Genomic DNA, 15,819 nt, shown 5'->3' with positions numbered 1-15,819 from the left:
CTCAACGAGAATGGGCAGGCTCCTGGACCGGTATAGACCGAGCCTACTCGACCGGTACAGTGGCCGCCACCGGAGCGAGTCCCCGGCCGGCGACGATCTTCAGCCTCGGTAGCCGTGCTGGTGGCCGCCGCCCTGCGGGGACGTGCCGTACGAGTGCGGGGAGCCGCCGGCGGCCGGCCCGGTGTGCAGGATCGCCGTCGGAGCATCGGCCATGCTCCCCGCGGGCGGCGCCGGCAGCCAGGCCGCCGGGGGAGCGGCCGCCTCCGCCACCGCACTCGGTGCGTTCCTCCGTCGCACCAGCACCAGTGCGAGCGCGCCCAGGCCCGCGGCGACCAGCAGGCCGCCCAGGAGGAACATCGAGGTGCTGCCGCCCTCGTCACTGGCGGCCGTGAACGCGGGTGGCGTCGCCGCGGGAACCGCGTCCTCGGCTGCCGCGGCGAGAGGGCTCGCCTCCGTGGTGGGCGACGGCGGGGTCGTGGTGGGCGATGCCACCGCGGCGAGGGTCAGTCGCACCGTCGCGACGTCACCGGCACCGGCACGCACGGTCGCGCGGGCGGTGCGGTAGCCGTCCATGGACGCGCGGACCGTGATGGATCCCTCGGCGATCGTCCGGCCGGCCTTGGAGGTGATCGAGAACTGGCCGCTGCGGTTGCTGGTCGTCCGGTACTCGTGACCGGCGCTGTCCCGGATGGTCAGGTCCGCGCCGCCGATCGCCTTTCCGTCGGCGTCGCGGACCCGGCCGGAGACCCCACTCACCCCGGCCGCCGGTGCGGCCCCGCCGGTGGGCGAGGCACCCGGCCCGTGGACGTAGACCATCTTGTAGGCGTAGCTGTTCTGCCCGGCGAGCCGCACACCGATCGAGATGTTGAGACCGGTGGTCTCGCCCGGGCGGGCCTCCGGGGCGACGAGCGTCGCGTCGAAGGTCTGGCTCCGGCCCGGCCCGAGCTTCGGCTCCGCCCGGCAGCCGGCGGTGCACCGCAGGCCGCCGCCGACCACCACGATGGCCGTCTCGGCCCGGCCGCCGTTGTTGGTGACGCGGAACCGCACGCGCACCACCTCGCGGGGTTTCACGTTCTCCGCGGACACGCTCAGGATGCTCACCGTCTCCGGCGCGGCGGTCGCCGGTGCCGCCACCGCGAGCGTCCCTCCGGCCAGCGTGGCCAGTACGGCCGCCCGGGCCCATCGGACACGTGAGCGCGTCGTCACTTCCACCACCTTCGCCGTGAGCGGGCACCATCGGTCGATGGAGCCGCGGGCCACTATGCCCTGTGCGGGACGGGTTGCGCGACCCGCTCCGCTCGCAGCGTCTCGGGCGGACCCGGTCGACGCCCGTGGGCTCGGCCGGCGGCCACTAATCGGTTGCCCGCCGCGGCGGGTCTGCCTAGATTGCCGGTCATGCACGACACCGACGGGTGCGCCGGATGAGCAGCCGCCTGCGCGAGATCGCCCGGCGGACCGTCGAGATCGCCGAAGCCGGACGCTATCGCAACGACGCCGGTGACGACGTCGAGATCGGGGCGGCGGTACGCGCCGCGGTCGGCGGCACCCGTCACCACCCGCCGGACGAGATGCTCCCGTCGAGAGACGCGGAGCCGGGTGCCGGCGCCGTGGAGGTGACGTACGAGTCGACGTTGCAGGCCGCCCACCGGCTCGGGTCCGGTGCGGCGTGCCTGGTGTTCGCGTCGGCGAAGAACCCGGGTGGCGGTTTCCTGGGCGGGGCGCAGGCGCAGGAGGAGAGCATCGCCCGCTCGTCGGCGCTCTACCCGTGCCTGCTCGCGGCGCCGGACTTCTACGCCTTCCACCGGGCGCAGCGGGACCTGCGGTACAGCGACCGAGTCGTCTACTCCCCGGGCGTGCCGGTGTTCCGCGACGACAAGGGCCATCTGCTCGACCGGCCGTACACCGCGTCCTTCCTGACCGCGGCGGCGCCCAACCTGGGCGCGATCCTGCGCAACCAGCCGGACCACGCCGCCGATGTGCCGGCGGTGCTGGCGCGGCGTGCCCGGCGGGTGCTGGAGGTCGCGGCCGCGTACGGGCACCGGACCCTGGTGCTGGGCGCCTGGGGGTGCGGGGTGTTCCGGAACGACCCGGTCGCCGTGGCGGGCGCGTTCGCCGGCGCGCTCCGGGTGGTCGACCGGTTCGACCTCGTGGTGTTCGCCGTTCGCGACGGGCTGCCGGGCACACCGGTGTACCGCACGTTCGCGGAACGCTTTCCGGTAGGTTTGTCGCATGAGTGACGACACCTTCCGGTCGGTGGAGATCGAGCGCACCAGCGTGGGCAGATACGTCGCGCGCAACCGCCGTGGCGGCGAGCTGCAGATGGGTACGGGGGAGGACGGGACCTTCACGCCGGTGGAACTGCTGCTCGCAGCGCTCGGTGGCTGCAGCGCGGTGGACGTCGACCACGTGACCAGCCGGCGTGCCGAACCGACCCGGTTCGACGTCACGGTGAGCGGCGACAAGATCCGTGACCCGGAGGCCGGGAACCGGATGGAGAACCTCACCGTCACGTTCGCGGTGACGTTCCCGGCCGGCGCGGACGGCGACCGGGCCCGCGAGGTGCTGCCACGTTCGCTGCGGCAGTCGCACGACCGGCTCTGCACCGTGTCCCGGACGGTGGAGCTGGGCAGTCCCGTCTCCATCGTGGACGCGACGGCCGCCCCGGACTCGACCGAACCGCGCTGAGTGGGGGAGGAGGTGCCCGCCGGACGGGGCTGCCAGCCTCCGATTACCTTGACACTCGTCTATGTTAACGAGAACATTGCCGTAACTTGACGGTAATGCCGTTGCCACGAGCGTCACGGTGAGGCGAGCAGCCGCGGCCGGCCGGTGACGACCAGGCGCAGGAGGTTCTCGGTGACAGGGACCGCTCGGAGGACGCGTACGGCGGCGGTAGTGGTCTCGGCGGCACTGGTCCTCGCCGCGGGGGTGGTGGCCGGGATGCCCCCGGCGTCGGCGGCGACGGTGGACACGTCCGCGTCGTACGTCGTGGTGAACCGGCACAGCGGCAAGGCGATGGACCTGTACGACTGGTCGACGGCGGAGAACGCGCCGGTGAACCAGTGGACACGCAACGACCTCGCGGTGCAGCAGTGGCAGTTCGTGGACGCCGGCGGCGGGTTCTACAAGGTGCGGTCCCGGCACAGCGGGAAGGTGCTGGAGCTGCCGAGCGGCGGCGACGGCACCCAGCTCGTGCAGAGCACCGACCGGTCGTCGGCCACGCAGCAGTTCCGGTTGCAGGACTCCGCGGGCGGGTTCGTGCGGTTCGTGAACCGGCAGTGGGGCAAGGCCGTCGACGTGTGGCAGTGGTCGACCGCGGACGGAGGGCGGCTGGCCGGCTACGCCGATCTGGACGGCGCCAACCAGCAGTGGCAGCTGATCCGCCTGGGCGGCGGAACACCGACCACACCGGCGCCTGCCTACCCGCAGCCCGGCCGGGTGACCGGGGACGTCGGCGTCCACGACCCCACCGTGGTCAAGCGACCCGACGGCACCTACCTCGTCGCGCACACCGGCGACGGCATCGCGTTGAAGACCTCCACCGACCGGGTCGCCTTCCGCAACGCGGGCGCCGCCTTCCCCGGCGGCGCGCCGTGGACCACCACGTACACCGGCGGCGCGCGCAACCTGTGGGCGCCGGACCTGTCGTACCGCAACGGGCGCTACTACCTGTACTACTCAGCGTCCACGTTCGGCTCCAACCGCTCGGCGATCTTCCTGGCCACCAGCACCACCGGGAACGCCGGGAGCTGGACGAACGAGGGACTGGTCGTCGAGTCGCGGACCTCGGACGACTTCAACGCCATCGACCCGAACCTCACAGTCGACGACCAGGGCCGCTGGTGGCTCACCTTCGGCTCGTTCTGGTCCGGCATCAAGATGATCCCGATCGACCCGGCCACCGGACGCCGGCTCGGCACCGCCACGTACGCGCTCGCGAACTACGGCCCCGGCATCGAGGCGCCCGTCCTGGTCAAGCGCGGCGCCTGGTACTACCTGTACGTCTCGTTCGACCGCTGCTGCCAGGGCGCGGCCAGCACGTACCGGATCATGGTCGGTCGTTCGGCGAGCCCCACCGGGCCGTTCGTGGACCGCGCCGGCCGGGACATGCTCGCCGGGGGCGGCACGCAGGTACTGGCCTCGCACGGCAGTGTGCACGGCCCCGGCCACCAGGCGGTCCTCGCCGACACCGACGGCGACGTCCTCTTCTACCACTACTACGCCGACGACGGCGCGTCGCTGCTCGGCGTCAACCGCATCGGCTACGACGCCGCTGCCTGGCCCTACGTCTACTGATCCCCGGCCACCAGGGAGGGCGCGCATGTCGCCTCGGCACCTACTCCGCCCGGCCCGCCGTACCGGCCATCCGGCCCGTACCGTCGAACCGGCCCGCCGGCGCCTGCGGCCGATCCTGGCCGCGGCGCTCGCGCTGCTCACCACCTCGGCCGGCCTGGCCGTGCCCGGCCCCGCGCAGGCGGCCCCCGCGGTGAGCTACACCAACCCGCTGGTGAACCAGCGGGCCGATCCGCACATCGTTCGGCACACCGACGGCTACTACTACATGACCGCGACGGTGCCGCAGTACGACCGGATCGTGCTCCGGCGGGCCACCACCCTGCAAGGGCTGGCCACCGCCGCCGAGACGACGATCTGGCGCCGGCACGCCAGCGGTGAGATGGGCGCCCACATCTGGGCCCCGGAGATCCATTTCATAAACGGCAAGTGGTACGTCTACTTCGCCGCCGGGCGGACCGACGACGTGTGGCGGATCCGGATGTACGTGCTGGAGAACGCGAGCGCCAACCCGCTGACCGGCTCGTGGACCGAACGCGGCCGGATCACCACGCCCTGGGACACGTTCAGCCTCGACGCCTCGACCTTCGTGGTGAACGGGGCGCGCTACCTGACCTGGGCCCAGCAGGAGCCGGGCATCTCCACCAACTCCAACGTCTACCTGGCCCGGATGGGTGCCGAGCCGTGGCAGATCACCGGCCCGGTGGCCCGGCTGGTCGTGCCGACGTACGACTGGGAGACCCGCGGTTACCGGGTGGCCGAGGGACCGACGGTGATCCAGCGCAACGGCCGGGTCTTCCTCACGTACTCGGCCAGCGCCACCGACGCGAACTACTGCCTCGGCATGCTCACCGCGTCGGCCGGCGCGAACCTGCTCGACCCCGCCGCCTGGAGCAAGAGCCCGGCCCCGGTGTTCACCAGTAACGCCGCCACCGGCCAGTACGGCCCCGGCCACAACTCCTTCACCGTCTCCGAGGACGGGCAGAGCGACATCCTGGTCTACCACGACCGCAACTACCGGGACATCAGCGGTGACCCGCTCAACGACCCGAACCGGCGGACCCGGATCCAGAAGCTGTACTGGAACGCCGACGGCACCCCGAACTTCGGCATCCCCGTGCCGGACGGGGCCACCCCGGTCCGGCTGCGCTCGCACGACCTGACCGCGAGCTACGTCCGGCACTACGACTACCGGGCCCGGGTCGAGCCGAACGTCGCCAACCTCGCCGACTCGCAGTTCCGCGTCGTCCCCGGCCTCGCCGGCGCCGGATCGGTGTCCCTGGAGTCGACCAACTTCCCCGGCTACTACCTGCGGCACCGGGCCTTCGCCCTCTACGTCGAACGCGACGACGGCTCGGCCCTGTTCGACGGCGACGCGAGCTTCCAGCGCCGCACCGGCCTGGCCGCGGCCGACGGGCTCTCGCTCGAATCACAGAACTATCCCGGCCGGTACGTCCGCCACCGGGACGGACTGCTCCAACTCGAAACGGTGAGTACGAGCGCCGACCGGGCGGCGGCCACCTTCCACCTGGAGTAGGCACCCCGACAACCGCTGCGCCGCACCCAGCCGGTCAGTCGCGGGGTAGCACGCCACGAGGTCAAGGGTCACCCTCGGCTGGTCACCTCCAGCCCGCAGTCGTACGAGGTGGCCGTCCAGCAGCGGCTCTGGGCCGTGTCCGAGGACCTAACCGGGGTGCGGTTCCCCGTCCGGCCCGGGCAGCGCCCGGTACCCGAATTCGGTGGCGGCGATCGCGGCGGACGGGCAAGGTAGGACTGCACACCGGCGGCGAGCGCCGCCGTGACGACGACCAGGAGAGACAATGCGAGCAGCTTCCACGCTTCGGACCCTTGCCCGTCCTACCGTGGAGCTCCGCCTTGACCCTGTTGAACCTCGGAATCGTCGCGCATGTTGACGCCGGAAAGACCAGCCTGACCGAACGCCTGCTCTACGAGGCGGGCGCGGTGGCCGAGCCGGGCAGCGTCGACGCCGGCACGACGCGGACCGACTCGATGGAGCTGGAACGCCGCCGTGGCATCACCATCCGGGCGGCCGTCACGTCGATCACCATCGGCGACCTGAGCATCAACCTGCTGGACACCCCCGGCCACCCCGACTTCATCGCGGAGGTCGAGCGTTCCCTCGCCGTGCTGGACGCCGCCGTGCTCGTGGTGTCCAGTGTGGAAGGCGTCCAGCCGCAGACCGTCGCCATCTGGCGGGCTCTGCGCCGCATCGGCGTACCGACGGTGTTCTTCTTCAACAAGGTCGACCGCGGCGGTGCCGACGTCGACCGGGTGGCGGCCCAGGTGCGGCAGCGGCTCGGGGCGCGGCCGGTCCTGCTCACCACGATTTCCGGCCAGGGCACACGCGAGGCCCGGGCGCGGGCCGTGGACCTGAACGCCGAGCCCGTGGTGGCGGAGGTGGCGGAGGTCGACGACGCGGTGGCGGCGCGCTGGCTGACCGACCGGCCGGTCCGCGTCCGCGACGTCCGGCGGGCGATCCGGCGCGCGGTGCGCCACGCGGACCTGATCCCGGCCGTGTGCGGTTCGGCGATCACCGGCACCGGGGTACGGCAGTTGTGCGACGTCCTGGCCGACCTGCTGCCGTACGGCGAGGCGGCGGACGGCCCGCCTTCGGGCACCGTCTTCGCCGTCGACCGGGACGGGCACGGCCGGCGCGTCTGGCTGCGGTTGTGGTCCGGGCGCCTACGGGTGCGGGACCGGGTGCGGCTCGACGGCGGCCGCCCGGAGCCGGTGACCGAGATCGCCGTCATCGAGCCCACCGGTGTGCTGGTGCGCCCGTCGGTCTCCGGCGGCCAGATCGCGGCGGTGCGCGGGGTGCCGGCCCGGATCGGCCAGCACATCGGCGACCCGCCGCGGCGGGTCGGCTACCGGTTCCCGCCGCCGACCCGGCAGTCGGTCGTCGAACCGGTCGACCCGGGGCAGCGCCTGGCGATGTTCGCCGGACTGGCCGAACTGGCCGACGAGGACCCGCTCGTGGACCTGCGCCTCGACGAGCAGCAGGGGGAGGCGGTGATCCGCCTGCACGGCGAGGTCCAGAAGGAGGTGCTGGCCGCCCTGATGGAGGACCGGTACGGCGTCCGGGTGCGGTTCTCCGGCACGCTCACCGCCTGCATCGAACGGGTCGCCGGCACCGGCGCCGCCGAGGAGCGGATGCGGGAGCGCGGTAACCCGTACCTGGCCGGGCTGGGGTTGCGCATCGAGGCCGCGCCGACCGGGCACGGCATCGAGTTCCGTCCCGGGATCGAGCCGGGACGGCTGCCACCGGCCTTCGTCGCCGCCACCGAGGAGGGCGTACGGGCCGCACTGCGGCAGGGCCGGCACGGCTGGCCGGTCGCCGACTGCACGGTCACCATGACGGCGTCCCGGTACGCACCCCGGCAGAGCCGGCCGCACCAGAAGTTCGACAAGTCGATCTCGACGGTGGCGGCGGACTTCCGCAACCTCGCCCCGGTCGTGGTCGCCGCCGCGCTGCGGCAGGCCGGCACGCGGGTGTGCCAGCCGATCGAGCGGTTCGACGTCAACCTGCCCCGGCACGCGGTGGAGACGGTGCTGGCGCTGCTCGGCCGGCTCGGCGCGGTCGTCCACGACACCGCCGTCGTCGGCGGCTACCTGGAGGTGAGCGGCACCCTGCCGTCCGCCCGGGTGCCGCGGGTCGCCGCCGCCCTGCCCGACCTCACCGGCGGCGAGGCGGTCCTGACCACCACCTTCGGCCACTACGCGCCGGTCACCGGCGAGGAACCGCCGACGCTGCCCCGGCGCGGACCCGACCCGGACGACCGGGAGGCGTGGTTCCGGGCCGTACCCAGGTAGGCGGCGGCGGGAGCCCTGCGGCGATAGGATCACCGGCGCCCGCCGCCGCCCGCATCCGCTGGAGCCCCGCTGTCCCCGCAGCCGGCCACTCACCTCACCCGGCGAGTCCGCCGGGTGCTGGCAGTGGTGTGCCTGCTCGTCGTGGCCGGGCTGCCCGCCGGGTCGGCGGCGGCCGGCGACACCGGGCCGGGAACGCTGCGGGTGCTTCAGATGAATCTCTGCAACAGCGGCCGGGCCGGCTGCTACACCGGCCGGGCCGTCCCGCGGGCCGCCGAGGTGATCGCCGCGGAACTGCCCGACGTGGTCACGCTCAACGAGGTCTGCCGCGACGACGTGGTGACGCTCGGGCGTACGCTGCGGGCCGCCCGTGCCGGCGGCACGATGGTGTCCGCGTTCCAGGCCGCCGGTGACCGCCCCGCCGGCGGCCCCACCCGGTGCGACAACGGCGAGCCGTACGGGATCGGGTTGCTGGCCCGCCTCGACGCCCGCGACGCGCGGCCGTCGGTGCACCGGGGGACCTATCCGGCGCAGGACCTGACCGATCCCGAGGAGCGGGTCTGGCTCTGCGTCCGGGCCGACGGGCTGCACGCCTGCACCACGCACCTGGCGAACACCAGCGGCCAGGTGGCGCTGGCCCAGTGCGGTGAGTTGCTCGGCGCGGTGGTGCCGGAGACCCGGGGCGACGGGGACGCGCCGACCGTTCTCGGCGGTGACCTCAACCTGCGGGCCGGTGGCATGCCGGACGTGCGGTCGTGCGTGCCGGTGGGCTACCGGCGGATCGACGACGGCGCCCGGCAGCAGATCCTGGCGTCGAGCGGCGTGACGATCTGCTGCCGCCGCTCGGTGGACATGCGCGGGACGACCGACCATCCGGCGCTGGTGGCGACCATGATCCGCTCCTGGCCGGTGCCGCCACCGGGGCGGTACTGACCGAGGTCTGCGGACGCGCGGCGGAATTTGTCCGCCGGCCGTGCAACGTCCCGGGCGGGCGTGGCCGTTCTACCTCCGTCACGAGGAGGCAGTCGATTGAAAGCCGAAGACGAGCAAGCGTTCCGCGAGTTCGTGACGTCACAGATGGCGTCCCTGCGCAAGCTGGCGTACATGACCTGCGGCGACTGGCACACCGCGGAGGACGCCGTGGCCAATGCGCTGGTCAAGCTCTATCCACGCTGGCGGAAGCTGGAGCGGCCCGACCTCTACGTCAAGACCATGGTCTACCGGGCCGCGATCGACGAGACCCGCCGGCCCTGGCGGCGCGAGCGATCGGCCGGCGACGCCATGCCGGACGTCACGGTGCGGGACACGGCGGCGGTGACGGACGAGCGGATGCGCCTGCGGGCGGCGCTCGAAGCCGTCCCGGCGCGGCAACGGGCCGCCGTCGTGCTCCGGCACTACATGGACCTGAGCCTGGAGGACACCGCCGCCGTCCTCGACTGCACGGTCGGCACGGCCAAGAGCCAGGTCTCCCGTGGGCTGGCGAAGCTGCGCGAGTCACTCGGCGGCGAACACCTCAATCTCACCGGCATGCCGATGGAGGAGTGGACAAATGCAGTTGCGTGAACTGGTGGACGCCGTGACCGGCGACGAGCCGCCGATGGGCCGTACCGTCGACGACATCGTCGCGGCCGGACGGCACGCCGAACGGCGCCGCCGGACCCGGTTCGCGACAGTCGGCGCCGCGGCCCTCGTCGCGGTGGCGGTCGCCGGCGCGATCACCGTGCCGATCCTGGGTGCGAGGCGTACCGCCGGGGAGAACTCGGCGCTGTCCGGTGCGCCTCGTCCGGGCGTCAGCCCCTGGCCCGACGCCTCGCCGTTCACCTTCACCTTCACCGGGTACGACGCCGGCACGCTGCACGTGCAGGACCCGATCGTCGTGTCGACCGCATACCAGATCGCCTCCGTCTACTCCGACCGTCACACCTCGAACGACAGGCCCGTCAGCAGGGACGAGGCCGAGGCGATCGAGCAGGAGAAGAGGGCCGCCGGGGCGAAGCCTGCGCTCTGGGCCTACCTGACCGTCTACCGGCCCGGCGCCTTCGACCCGGCAGCGATCAAGGCCGCGCGGAACGTCACGGTGGCCGGACGCAAGGCGGTGCAGGCGAGGCTGCCGGTCGGCCTCGACCCGAGCAACCCGCTGGATCCGGGCAACAAGCTGTTCGCCTGGGAGTACGCCCACAACGCCTGGGCGGCCGTCACGTCGATCTCCGACGACCCGGCGACGCCGAGCTTCGAGGATCTGAGCGGCCTGGTCGCGGGTCTGAAGCCGGCCGGGCCGACGCCGGCTCCGCTACCGTTCACTGTGGGCTACGTGCCGAAGGGTTACGTGCCGTTGCAGGTCGGCACGCACGCCATGCCCGGCCTGAGCGGCATCGCCACCGCCCGCGCCGGTGACTACGGCGGCGCGACGTACACCAGGCCCATGCGCCCCTCGGGCCTGACCGCGCCGTTCGACTCGGTCGAGGGCGCCGTCAGGGACGGGTTCCACATCTTCGTCACGCCGAGCACCAGCTCCAACCAGTCACCGGAGCCCGGTGCGACGAGGTGCTACCCGGTGCCGGGCGCCGGCGGCGGGTTCTGCAACATCTGGAGCGCCGACGGCACAGTCGTCGTCCAGGTCAGCTCCCAGGGCCTCGGCGGCCGGCTGCCCCAGGCCGAGCTGCTGAAGATCGCCGAGGGGATCACCGTCGCCGACGACGTGCGGGACGAGGCGACCTGGACGCCCGCCCTGGACGCCCTGACGCCCTGACACCCGCCGGCACGGAACGATCGCGGTGGGGGGGGGGGGGGGCGCCCCCCCCCCCCGCCCCCCGGGCGGGGGGGGGCCCCCCCCCCAGGTGGGCGGCCCCCGGGTCGGCGGCGGCGACCCCCAGCGCCCCCAGGGCCCCCGCGCCCCCCGCGGGGGCGGCCCGCCCCCCCCGCCCCCCCCCCCGGGCCCCCCGCCCCCCCCCCCCCCCCCCCCCCCCGCCCCCCCCGGGGGGCGGGGGGGCGGGCCCCCCCCCCCCCCCCCCACCGCGGGATCAGAGGAACCGCCAGCGCTGGTGCGCGGCCCCGGTGTCGTCGGCGAGGACCGCCTGCGCGCCCTGGGCGCCGGAGCCGCCGCTGAGCCCGAGCACCCGGCCCCCGTTCGCGCACTGGATCCGGAACCAGCCGCCTCCGCCGAACCGCAGCCGCCACCTGTGGTCGGCGGTGCCGTTGTCGGCCCACTGGACGATCCGGGCGCCCGCCGCGCTCGAACCGCCCTCGACGCCCAGCACCTTGCCGCTGTTGCCGTTGCGCAGTCGCAGGTAGCCACCGGTGTCCACCAGGGCGGTCCAGAGGTGGTCGGCGGTGCCGGTGTCGCCCCACTGGATGACCGGCCCGCCGTCGGCGGTGGACATGTCCTGCACGCCGAGCACCAGACCGCTGCCGAGGTTCTGGATTCGCCGCGCCCCGTTGGGCAGGAACCGCCACTGGTTGTCCAGGCTGCCGTTGTCCGGGTCCTGCACGGCGAACGCGCCCTGGGCGGTCGAGCCGCCGGAGATCCCGAGCAGCTTGCCGGTGTGGACGTTGCGCAGCTTGTGGCTGCCGTCGCCGACGTCGACCACCGTCCACAGGTGGTCGGCGGTGCCGTTGTCCGCCCACTGGAGGATCCGGGCGCCGTCGGCGGTGGACATGTTCTCCACACCCAGCACCTTGCCGCTGTTGACGTTGCGCAGGCGCAGCGCCGAACCGTCGACCACCGGCTGCCAGTCGTGGTCGGCGGTGCCGGTGTCGCCCCACTGCAGGGCGAGTCCGCCGTCGGCGGTGGACATGTTCTGGATGCCGAGCACAAGCCCGCTGGCGGCGTTGGCCAGCCGGAAGCTCGCCTCACCGCCGCCACCACCCGCGCCGACCCGCCAGTAGACCGTGTAGTTGTGCCCGTGGGCGTCGTAGAACGGGCCGAGGTTGACCGTGGCGCCGTCGGCCCGGGCGGTGAACGCGAGGCTGCCCGCGCCGGTGCGGGTGACCGAGGCGGGGTCCAGTGTCGGCAGGGCGCTCAACGTGGTGTTGCCGTAGTTGCCGGAGAGCACCACGGGTCCGTACGTGACGGCCTGCACCGCGGCGTCGTCGTTGGCGGCGACGGTGACCACCCGCATCGGCAGCCGGACCGTCACCGTGTCGCCGGAGGTCCAGGCGCGGGTCAGCACGGCGTAGGTGCCCGGCGTGGCGGCGATGCCCGCCGCGACGCCGTTGACGCTGACGCTCGCCCCACTGGTCCACGCCGGGATCCGGATCCGCATGCTCCACGACCCGTCCACCGAGCCGGTGACGGTGAGCGTGGTGGTGTCGCCGACCGGGTACGAGGTGGCCTGGGTGACGGTGATGCCGCGCTGGCTCCAGGTGAGCACCGACGGGGCGAACAGGTTGACCGTCAACGTGGTGCCGTTGTGGAAGTAGATCGCGTCCGCGAGCGTCGTGTTGGTCTCCAGCCCGGTGCCCTGGCAGCACCAGAAGGAGTTGTAGTCGGTGCTCCAGGTGCCCCCGCCCCACGCCGGGCCGACACCGCGCCGCCCGCCCGGGTTGAGCGGGGTGAAGTAGGTGACGTGGCCGTGCGCGTCGGCCGGGTTCTGCTGGCCGATCATGTGGTTGAGCAGCGCGCGCTCGTAGAAGTCGGCGTACGCGACCCGGTCCGGGTCGAGCTGCCACAGCTCCCGGGTCAGCTTGAGCATGTTGTACGTGTTGCACGCCTCGCAGGTGTCGTTGCGCAGGTAGGCGGCGATCGCGTTCGGGGCGCGGAAGTGCTCGGCCTGGCTGTTGCCGCCGATGGCGTACGTGTGGGCGCCCACAGTGATGGCCCACGCGTTGGCGGCGATGTCGCGGTAGCGGGTGACGCCGGTGGCCTTGTACTCCCGGGCCGCGCCGATCCACTTCGGCACCTGCGTGTTGGCGTGCAGCCCGTTGAGCTGGTCGGAGTTCGCGGCGAGCGGGTTGAACACCGCGGCGTGGTCGAACCGCTGCGCGACGGTGAGCCAGCGCGCGTCGCCGGTCTGCTGGTAGAGGTCGGTCAGCACCGCGTTCATGCCGCCGAACTCGGTGCCGAGCATGGCCTGCATCTGCGACGAGGTGAGCCGGCCGGTGCGCTGGTCGACCCAGCCGGCCAGCGCCAGCAGCACGTCCCGCGCCTGGGTGCTGCCGATCAGCCGCCACACGTCGAGCAGCCCGGCCAGCGTCTTGTGGATGCAGTAGTACGGGACGTTGCCGTTGCTGAGCGTCCGCGCCTCCAGCGCGGTGAAGTCGGACTCCGGGAAGCCGGACAGGTAGCCGGCGCTGAACCCGGCCGCGCCGTTGTTGGCCTGGCAGCGGGCCAGCTCGGCGACCATGGTGAGCGCCTTGTCCCGGCAGGTGGTGTCGCCGAGCACCGCCCACGCCTGCGCCCAGGCGGTCAGGAAGTGCCCCTGCACGTGGGTGCGGAACGGGAAGTTCGGCGCGTCCCAGCCACCGTTGGCGGCGGCACCGCCGGTGGACAGGCGGTGGTTGGCCCGGAAGTTGTAGAGCAGCCGGTTCACGTCGACGAAGCGGAGGTAGGCGACCGTACGGTTCTGGTTGTCCTGCCAACGGCCGGCGGTCAGGCGTACCTGGCCGGGGTCGAACGCGTACGCGGACACGCCGATGTCGGGGCGGGCCGGTGGCAGCGCGGCGAGCGCCGTACCCCCGGAGACGACGGATCCGGCGGCGGCGCCGGCGGTGGCCGCGACGGCGGTGGCGCCGGTGGCGCGGAGCAGGAAGCGGCGGTTCACCAGGGGAGCGGGCATGACGGCCTCCGTGGCGGGGGACGGTGGGTGGGGGACGGTGGTGGCGGGGGACGGTTACGCGGTGACCCGGAACGTGGCGTCCTGCCGGTCGAGCGCGGGGGAGCCGGCGTCGAGCGGGTCGATGCGTAGCCGGTAGTCGTAGTGCCGCAGGTAGCGGGTGGGGAAGTTGTGCGAGCGGAACGACGACCAGGTGCTGTCCGCCAGGCCGGCGGTGCGGTGGAAGGTGGCGTCGGCGCGGAACGTGGCGGTGCCGTCGTTCGGGTCCAGCCGGACCGCGTAGTCGTAGTGCCGCAGGTAGTTGCCGGGATAGTTGACCGACTCGAACGAGACGCCGGCGGAGTCGGCCAGGCCGGGGACCATGCGCCACATCTGGTCCTGGTAGGGGTCGAACGGGTACGCGTCGACGCGGGCGATCCGGTCGGCGTGCCGGACGTAGCGGTCGGGCAGGTTCGACGACTTGAGCCGGATCCAGTTGGGCGCGCCCCAGCGGTTGACCATCCCGGCGTACTCGGCGTCGGTGATGCCGATCATCGAGCCGTGCTTGGAGTTCAGCGGCGGGGTGTACTCACGCTGGTTCAGCGGCGTCCACGAGTTGCCGGAGATGTTCGTCGTGGACCAGGCGTAGTAGTCGTTGTTGACCGGGCTGAACGAGTCGCCCCACAGCCGCCAGCCGCCCTCGTTCGTGCGCAGCAGCAGCGGCGCCTCGATCGCGTTGCCCTGCCGCAGCCCGCTGGTGTACGTGGTGAAGCTGTTCGGCGCGGCGGTGGTGGAGCGGGCGCCGTAGAGGTACCCGTCGTTGAGGTTCTTGTAGTAGAGGTACGTGGTGCCGCCGTCGACCACCACGTCGCCGTCGAGCACGCCGAAGCTCGGGCTGAAGTAGACCTGCGGGGCGCTGACGGTGCGGAAGTCGTTCGTGTAGTTGACCAGGAACACGTCCCGGCCGTTGTTCGCGGAGTAGACGACGGCGTACTGGCCCCGGGCGGCGTCCCAGAACGCGGTCGGCGCCCACGTGTGGGTGTCGAGCGTGTGCATCCGGATGCGCCGGTAGCCGGTGAACGCGGTCAGGTCGGCCGAGTCCCACACGTGCAGGTACTGACTGGTCAGCCCCCAGTTGGTGCCCTTGAGGTCGGTGGCCAGCACCACGAAGGTCCCGTCGGTCTTGCGAAGCACGAACGGGTCGCGCAGGCCGAGTTGCCCGGCGGTCGGGGTGACCACCGGGTTGTTCTGGTTCAGCGGCGTCCAGTTCAGGGCGTCCCGGCTGACGGCCAGGTGCAGGCCGTAGTCGGCGCCGAGGCCGTTCGGCGTCTCGGTGAAGTAGGCCATCGCGTAGGCGGTGTTCGCCGCCGCGAGCGCGCGGCGCGGCAGGCTGAGCGCGCCGGAGGCGGTGGCGGCGGCGGACAGGGCGCCGACCGTGAACGCACGTCGGGTCAGGGGCACGACGGGGGCCTTTCTCTGTGGTGGAGATGACGGCCGCGTTAACGCTAACAACGTCCCTTAGCCTGGCGTTCACATAGCTTTCTGTCAATGGATTCGTTAGCGTTCCCGCCGGCCGGCGCCGGGAACGCCGCAGGGCGGGCCGCCGACGCGGCCCGCCCTGCGCTGTCACCCTCCTCCCGGCGTCCGGCCGGGGGGAGGATCAGCGGTTGCGGTAGTGGTTCATGGCCAGGGTCACCCCGCTCGCCAGCGCCAGCGCGCCGAAGGCCGAACCGGCCCACGGGTTGTCCAGGACGCTCGACAGCGTCACGTTCGCCGCCACGCTGACGATGAGCACCAGCCACAGCAGCGGGCGCATCCGGGTGACGGGCGTCGTCGGGGCGGTGGTCTCGGCGGTACGGTCCAGGTCGTTCACGGCTGCCTCCTCGGGTGACGTCCTTGCCCCGTCGACGCTAGGCGCGCGGACGGCCGGCAACGATCCCGCCAGCAC

Annotated in this window: 12 protein-coding genes; 8 read left to right on the top strand and 4 right to left on the bottom strand. The window is 72.9% G+C overall.

The genetic code is table 11. The annotated features are described in order from the left end of the window. Positions 1-99: 99 nt before the first annotated feature. A complete protein-coding gene (locus ACFYON_RS26040; protein ID WP_354872916.1) occupies positions 100-1,206 on the bottom strand; it encodes a carboxypeptidase-like regulatory domain-containing protein in 1,107 nt (368 codons plus the stop codon). A gap of 215 nt (positions 1,207-1,421) precedes the next feature. On the opposite strand from ACFYON_RS26040, the gene ACFYON_RS26035 reads away from it, so the two are divergent. The 8 genes from ACFYON_RS26035 to ACFYON_RS26000 all read left to right on the top strand — a co-directional run bounded on the left by ACFYON_RS26035 (position 1,422) and on the right by ACFYON_RS26000 (position 10,870). Further along, on the top strand, positions 1,422-2,237 hold the full coding sequence (locus ACFYON_RS26035) for a TIGR02452 family protein (protein ID WP_387321134.1): 816 nt from the start codon (positions 1,422-1,424) through the stop codon (positions 2,235-2,237). Continuing rightward, complete coding sequence (locus ACFYON_RS26030) at positions 2,230-2,685, top strand: OsmC family protein (protein ID WP_355015262.1); 456 nt, start codon at positions 2,230-2,232, stop codon at positions 2,683-2,685. Before ACFYON_RS26035 ends, ACFYON_RS26030 begins: the two co-directional genes overlap by 8 nt. Positions 2,686-2,856: 171 nt before the next feature. Beyond that, a complete protein-coding gene (locus ACFYON_RS26025) occupies positions 2,857-4,296 on the top strand; it encodes a family 43 glycosylhydrolase (protein WP_355015261.1) in 1,440 nt (479 codons plus the stop codon). 25 nt (positions 4,297-4,321) lie between these two features. Then, entirely contained in the window at positions 4,322-5,830 is a 1,509-nt protein-coding gene (locus tag ACFYON_RS26020; protein ID WP_387321131.1) for a family 43 glycosylhydrolase, read from the top strand. 338 nt (positions 5,831-6,168) lie between these two features. Continuing rightward, the gene (locus ACFYON_RS26015) at positions 6,169-8,124 is read left to right on the top strand and encodes a GTP-binding protein (RefSeq protein WP_387321129.1); all 1,956 of its coding nucleotides are present in this window, start codon (positions 6,169-6,171) and stop codon (positions 8,122-8,124) included. 114 nt (positions 8,125-8,238) lie between these two features. Next, entirely contained in the window at positions 8,239-9,054 is an 816-nt protein-coding gene (locus tag ACFYON_RS26010; protein WP_354872932.1) for an endonuclease/exonuclease/phosphatase family protein, read from the top strand. A 96-nt stretch (positions 9,055-9,150) separates the two neighbouring features. Beyond that, positions 9,151-9,684: a SigE family RNA polymerase sigma factor gene (locus ACFYON_RS26005; protein WP_354872934.1), complete on the top strand. Its 534-nt coding sequence runs from the start codon at positions 9,151-9,153 to the stop codon at positions 9,682-9,684. Continuing rightward, entirely contained in the window at positions 9,671-10,870 is a 1,200-nt protein-coding gene (locus ACFYON_RS26000) for a hypothetical protein (RefSeq protein ID WP_355015258.1), read from the top strand. The genes ACFYON_RS26005 and ACFYON_RS26000 overlap by 14 nt, the downstream gene beginning before the upstream one ends. A gap of 271 nt (positions 10,871-11,141) precedes the next feature. On the opposite strand, the gene ACFYON_RS25995 is transcribed toward ACFYON_RS26000, so the two are convergent. From ACFYON_RS25995 to ACFYON_RS25985, 3 genes are all read right to left on the bottom strand, one after another. Next, the gene (locus ACFYON_RS25995) at positions 11,142-13,895 is read right to left on the bottom strand and encodes a beta-L-arabinofuranosidase domain-containing protein (RefSeq protein WP_357710345.1); all 2,754 of its coding nucleotides are present in this window, start codon (positions 13,893-13,895) and stop codon (positions 11,142-11,144) included. Between the two features lie 54 nt (positions 13,896-13,949). Next, on the bottom strand, positions 13,950-15,332 hold the full coding sequence (locus ACFYON_RS25990) for a glycoside hydrolase family 43 protein (RefSeq protein WP_355015256.1): 1,383 nt from the start codon (positions 15,330-15,332) through the stop codon (positions 13,950-13,952). Between the two features lie 199 nt (positions 15,333-15,531). Continuing rightward, the gene (locus ACFYON_RS25985; protein ID WP_354872945.1) at positions 15,532-15,744 is read right to left on the bottom strand and encodes a hypothetical protein; all 213 of its coding nucleotides are present in this window, start codon (positions 15,742-15,744) and stop codon (positions 15,532-15,534) included. Between the last annotated feature and the right edge of the window lie 75 nt (positions 15,745-15,819).

It is taken from the genome of Micromonospora sp. NPDC005686 (assembly GCF_042871665.1).
Classification (GTDB): domain Bacteria; phylum Actinomycetota; class Actinomycetes; order Mycobacteriales; family Micromonosporaceae; genus Micromonospora.
The sequence above is the reverse complement of the archived record's forward strand: the minus strand, read 5'-3'. Positions and strand labels throughout refer to the sequence as shown.

Coding starts and splice junctions, on each gene's coding strand:
- ACFYON_RS26035 (WP_387321134.1), top strand. CDS start 1,422: ATGAGCAGCCGCCTGCGCGAGATCGCCCGGCGGACCGTCGAGATCGCC.
- ACFYON_RS26030 (WP_355015262.1), top strand. CDS start 2,230: ATGAGTGACGACACCTTCCGGTCGGTGGAGATCGAGCGCACCAGCGTG.
- ACFYON_RS26020 (WP_387321131.1), top strand. CDS start 4,322: ATGTCGCCTCGGCACCTACTCCGCCCGGCCCGCCGTACCGGCCATCCG.
- ACFYON_RS26000 (WP_355015258.1), top strand. CDS start 9,671: ATGCAGTTGCGTGAACTGGTGGACGCCGTGACCGGCGACGAGCCGCCG.
- ACFYON_RS25995 (WP_357710345.1), bottom strand. CDS start 13,895: ATGCCCGCTCCCCTGGTGAACCGCCGCTTCCTGCTCCGCGCCACCGGC.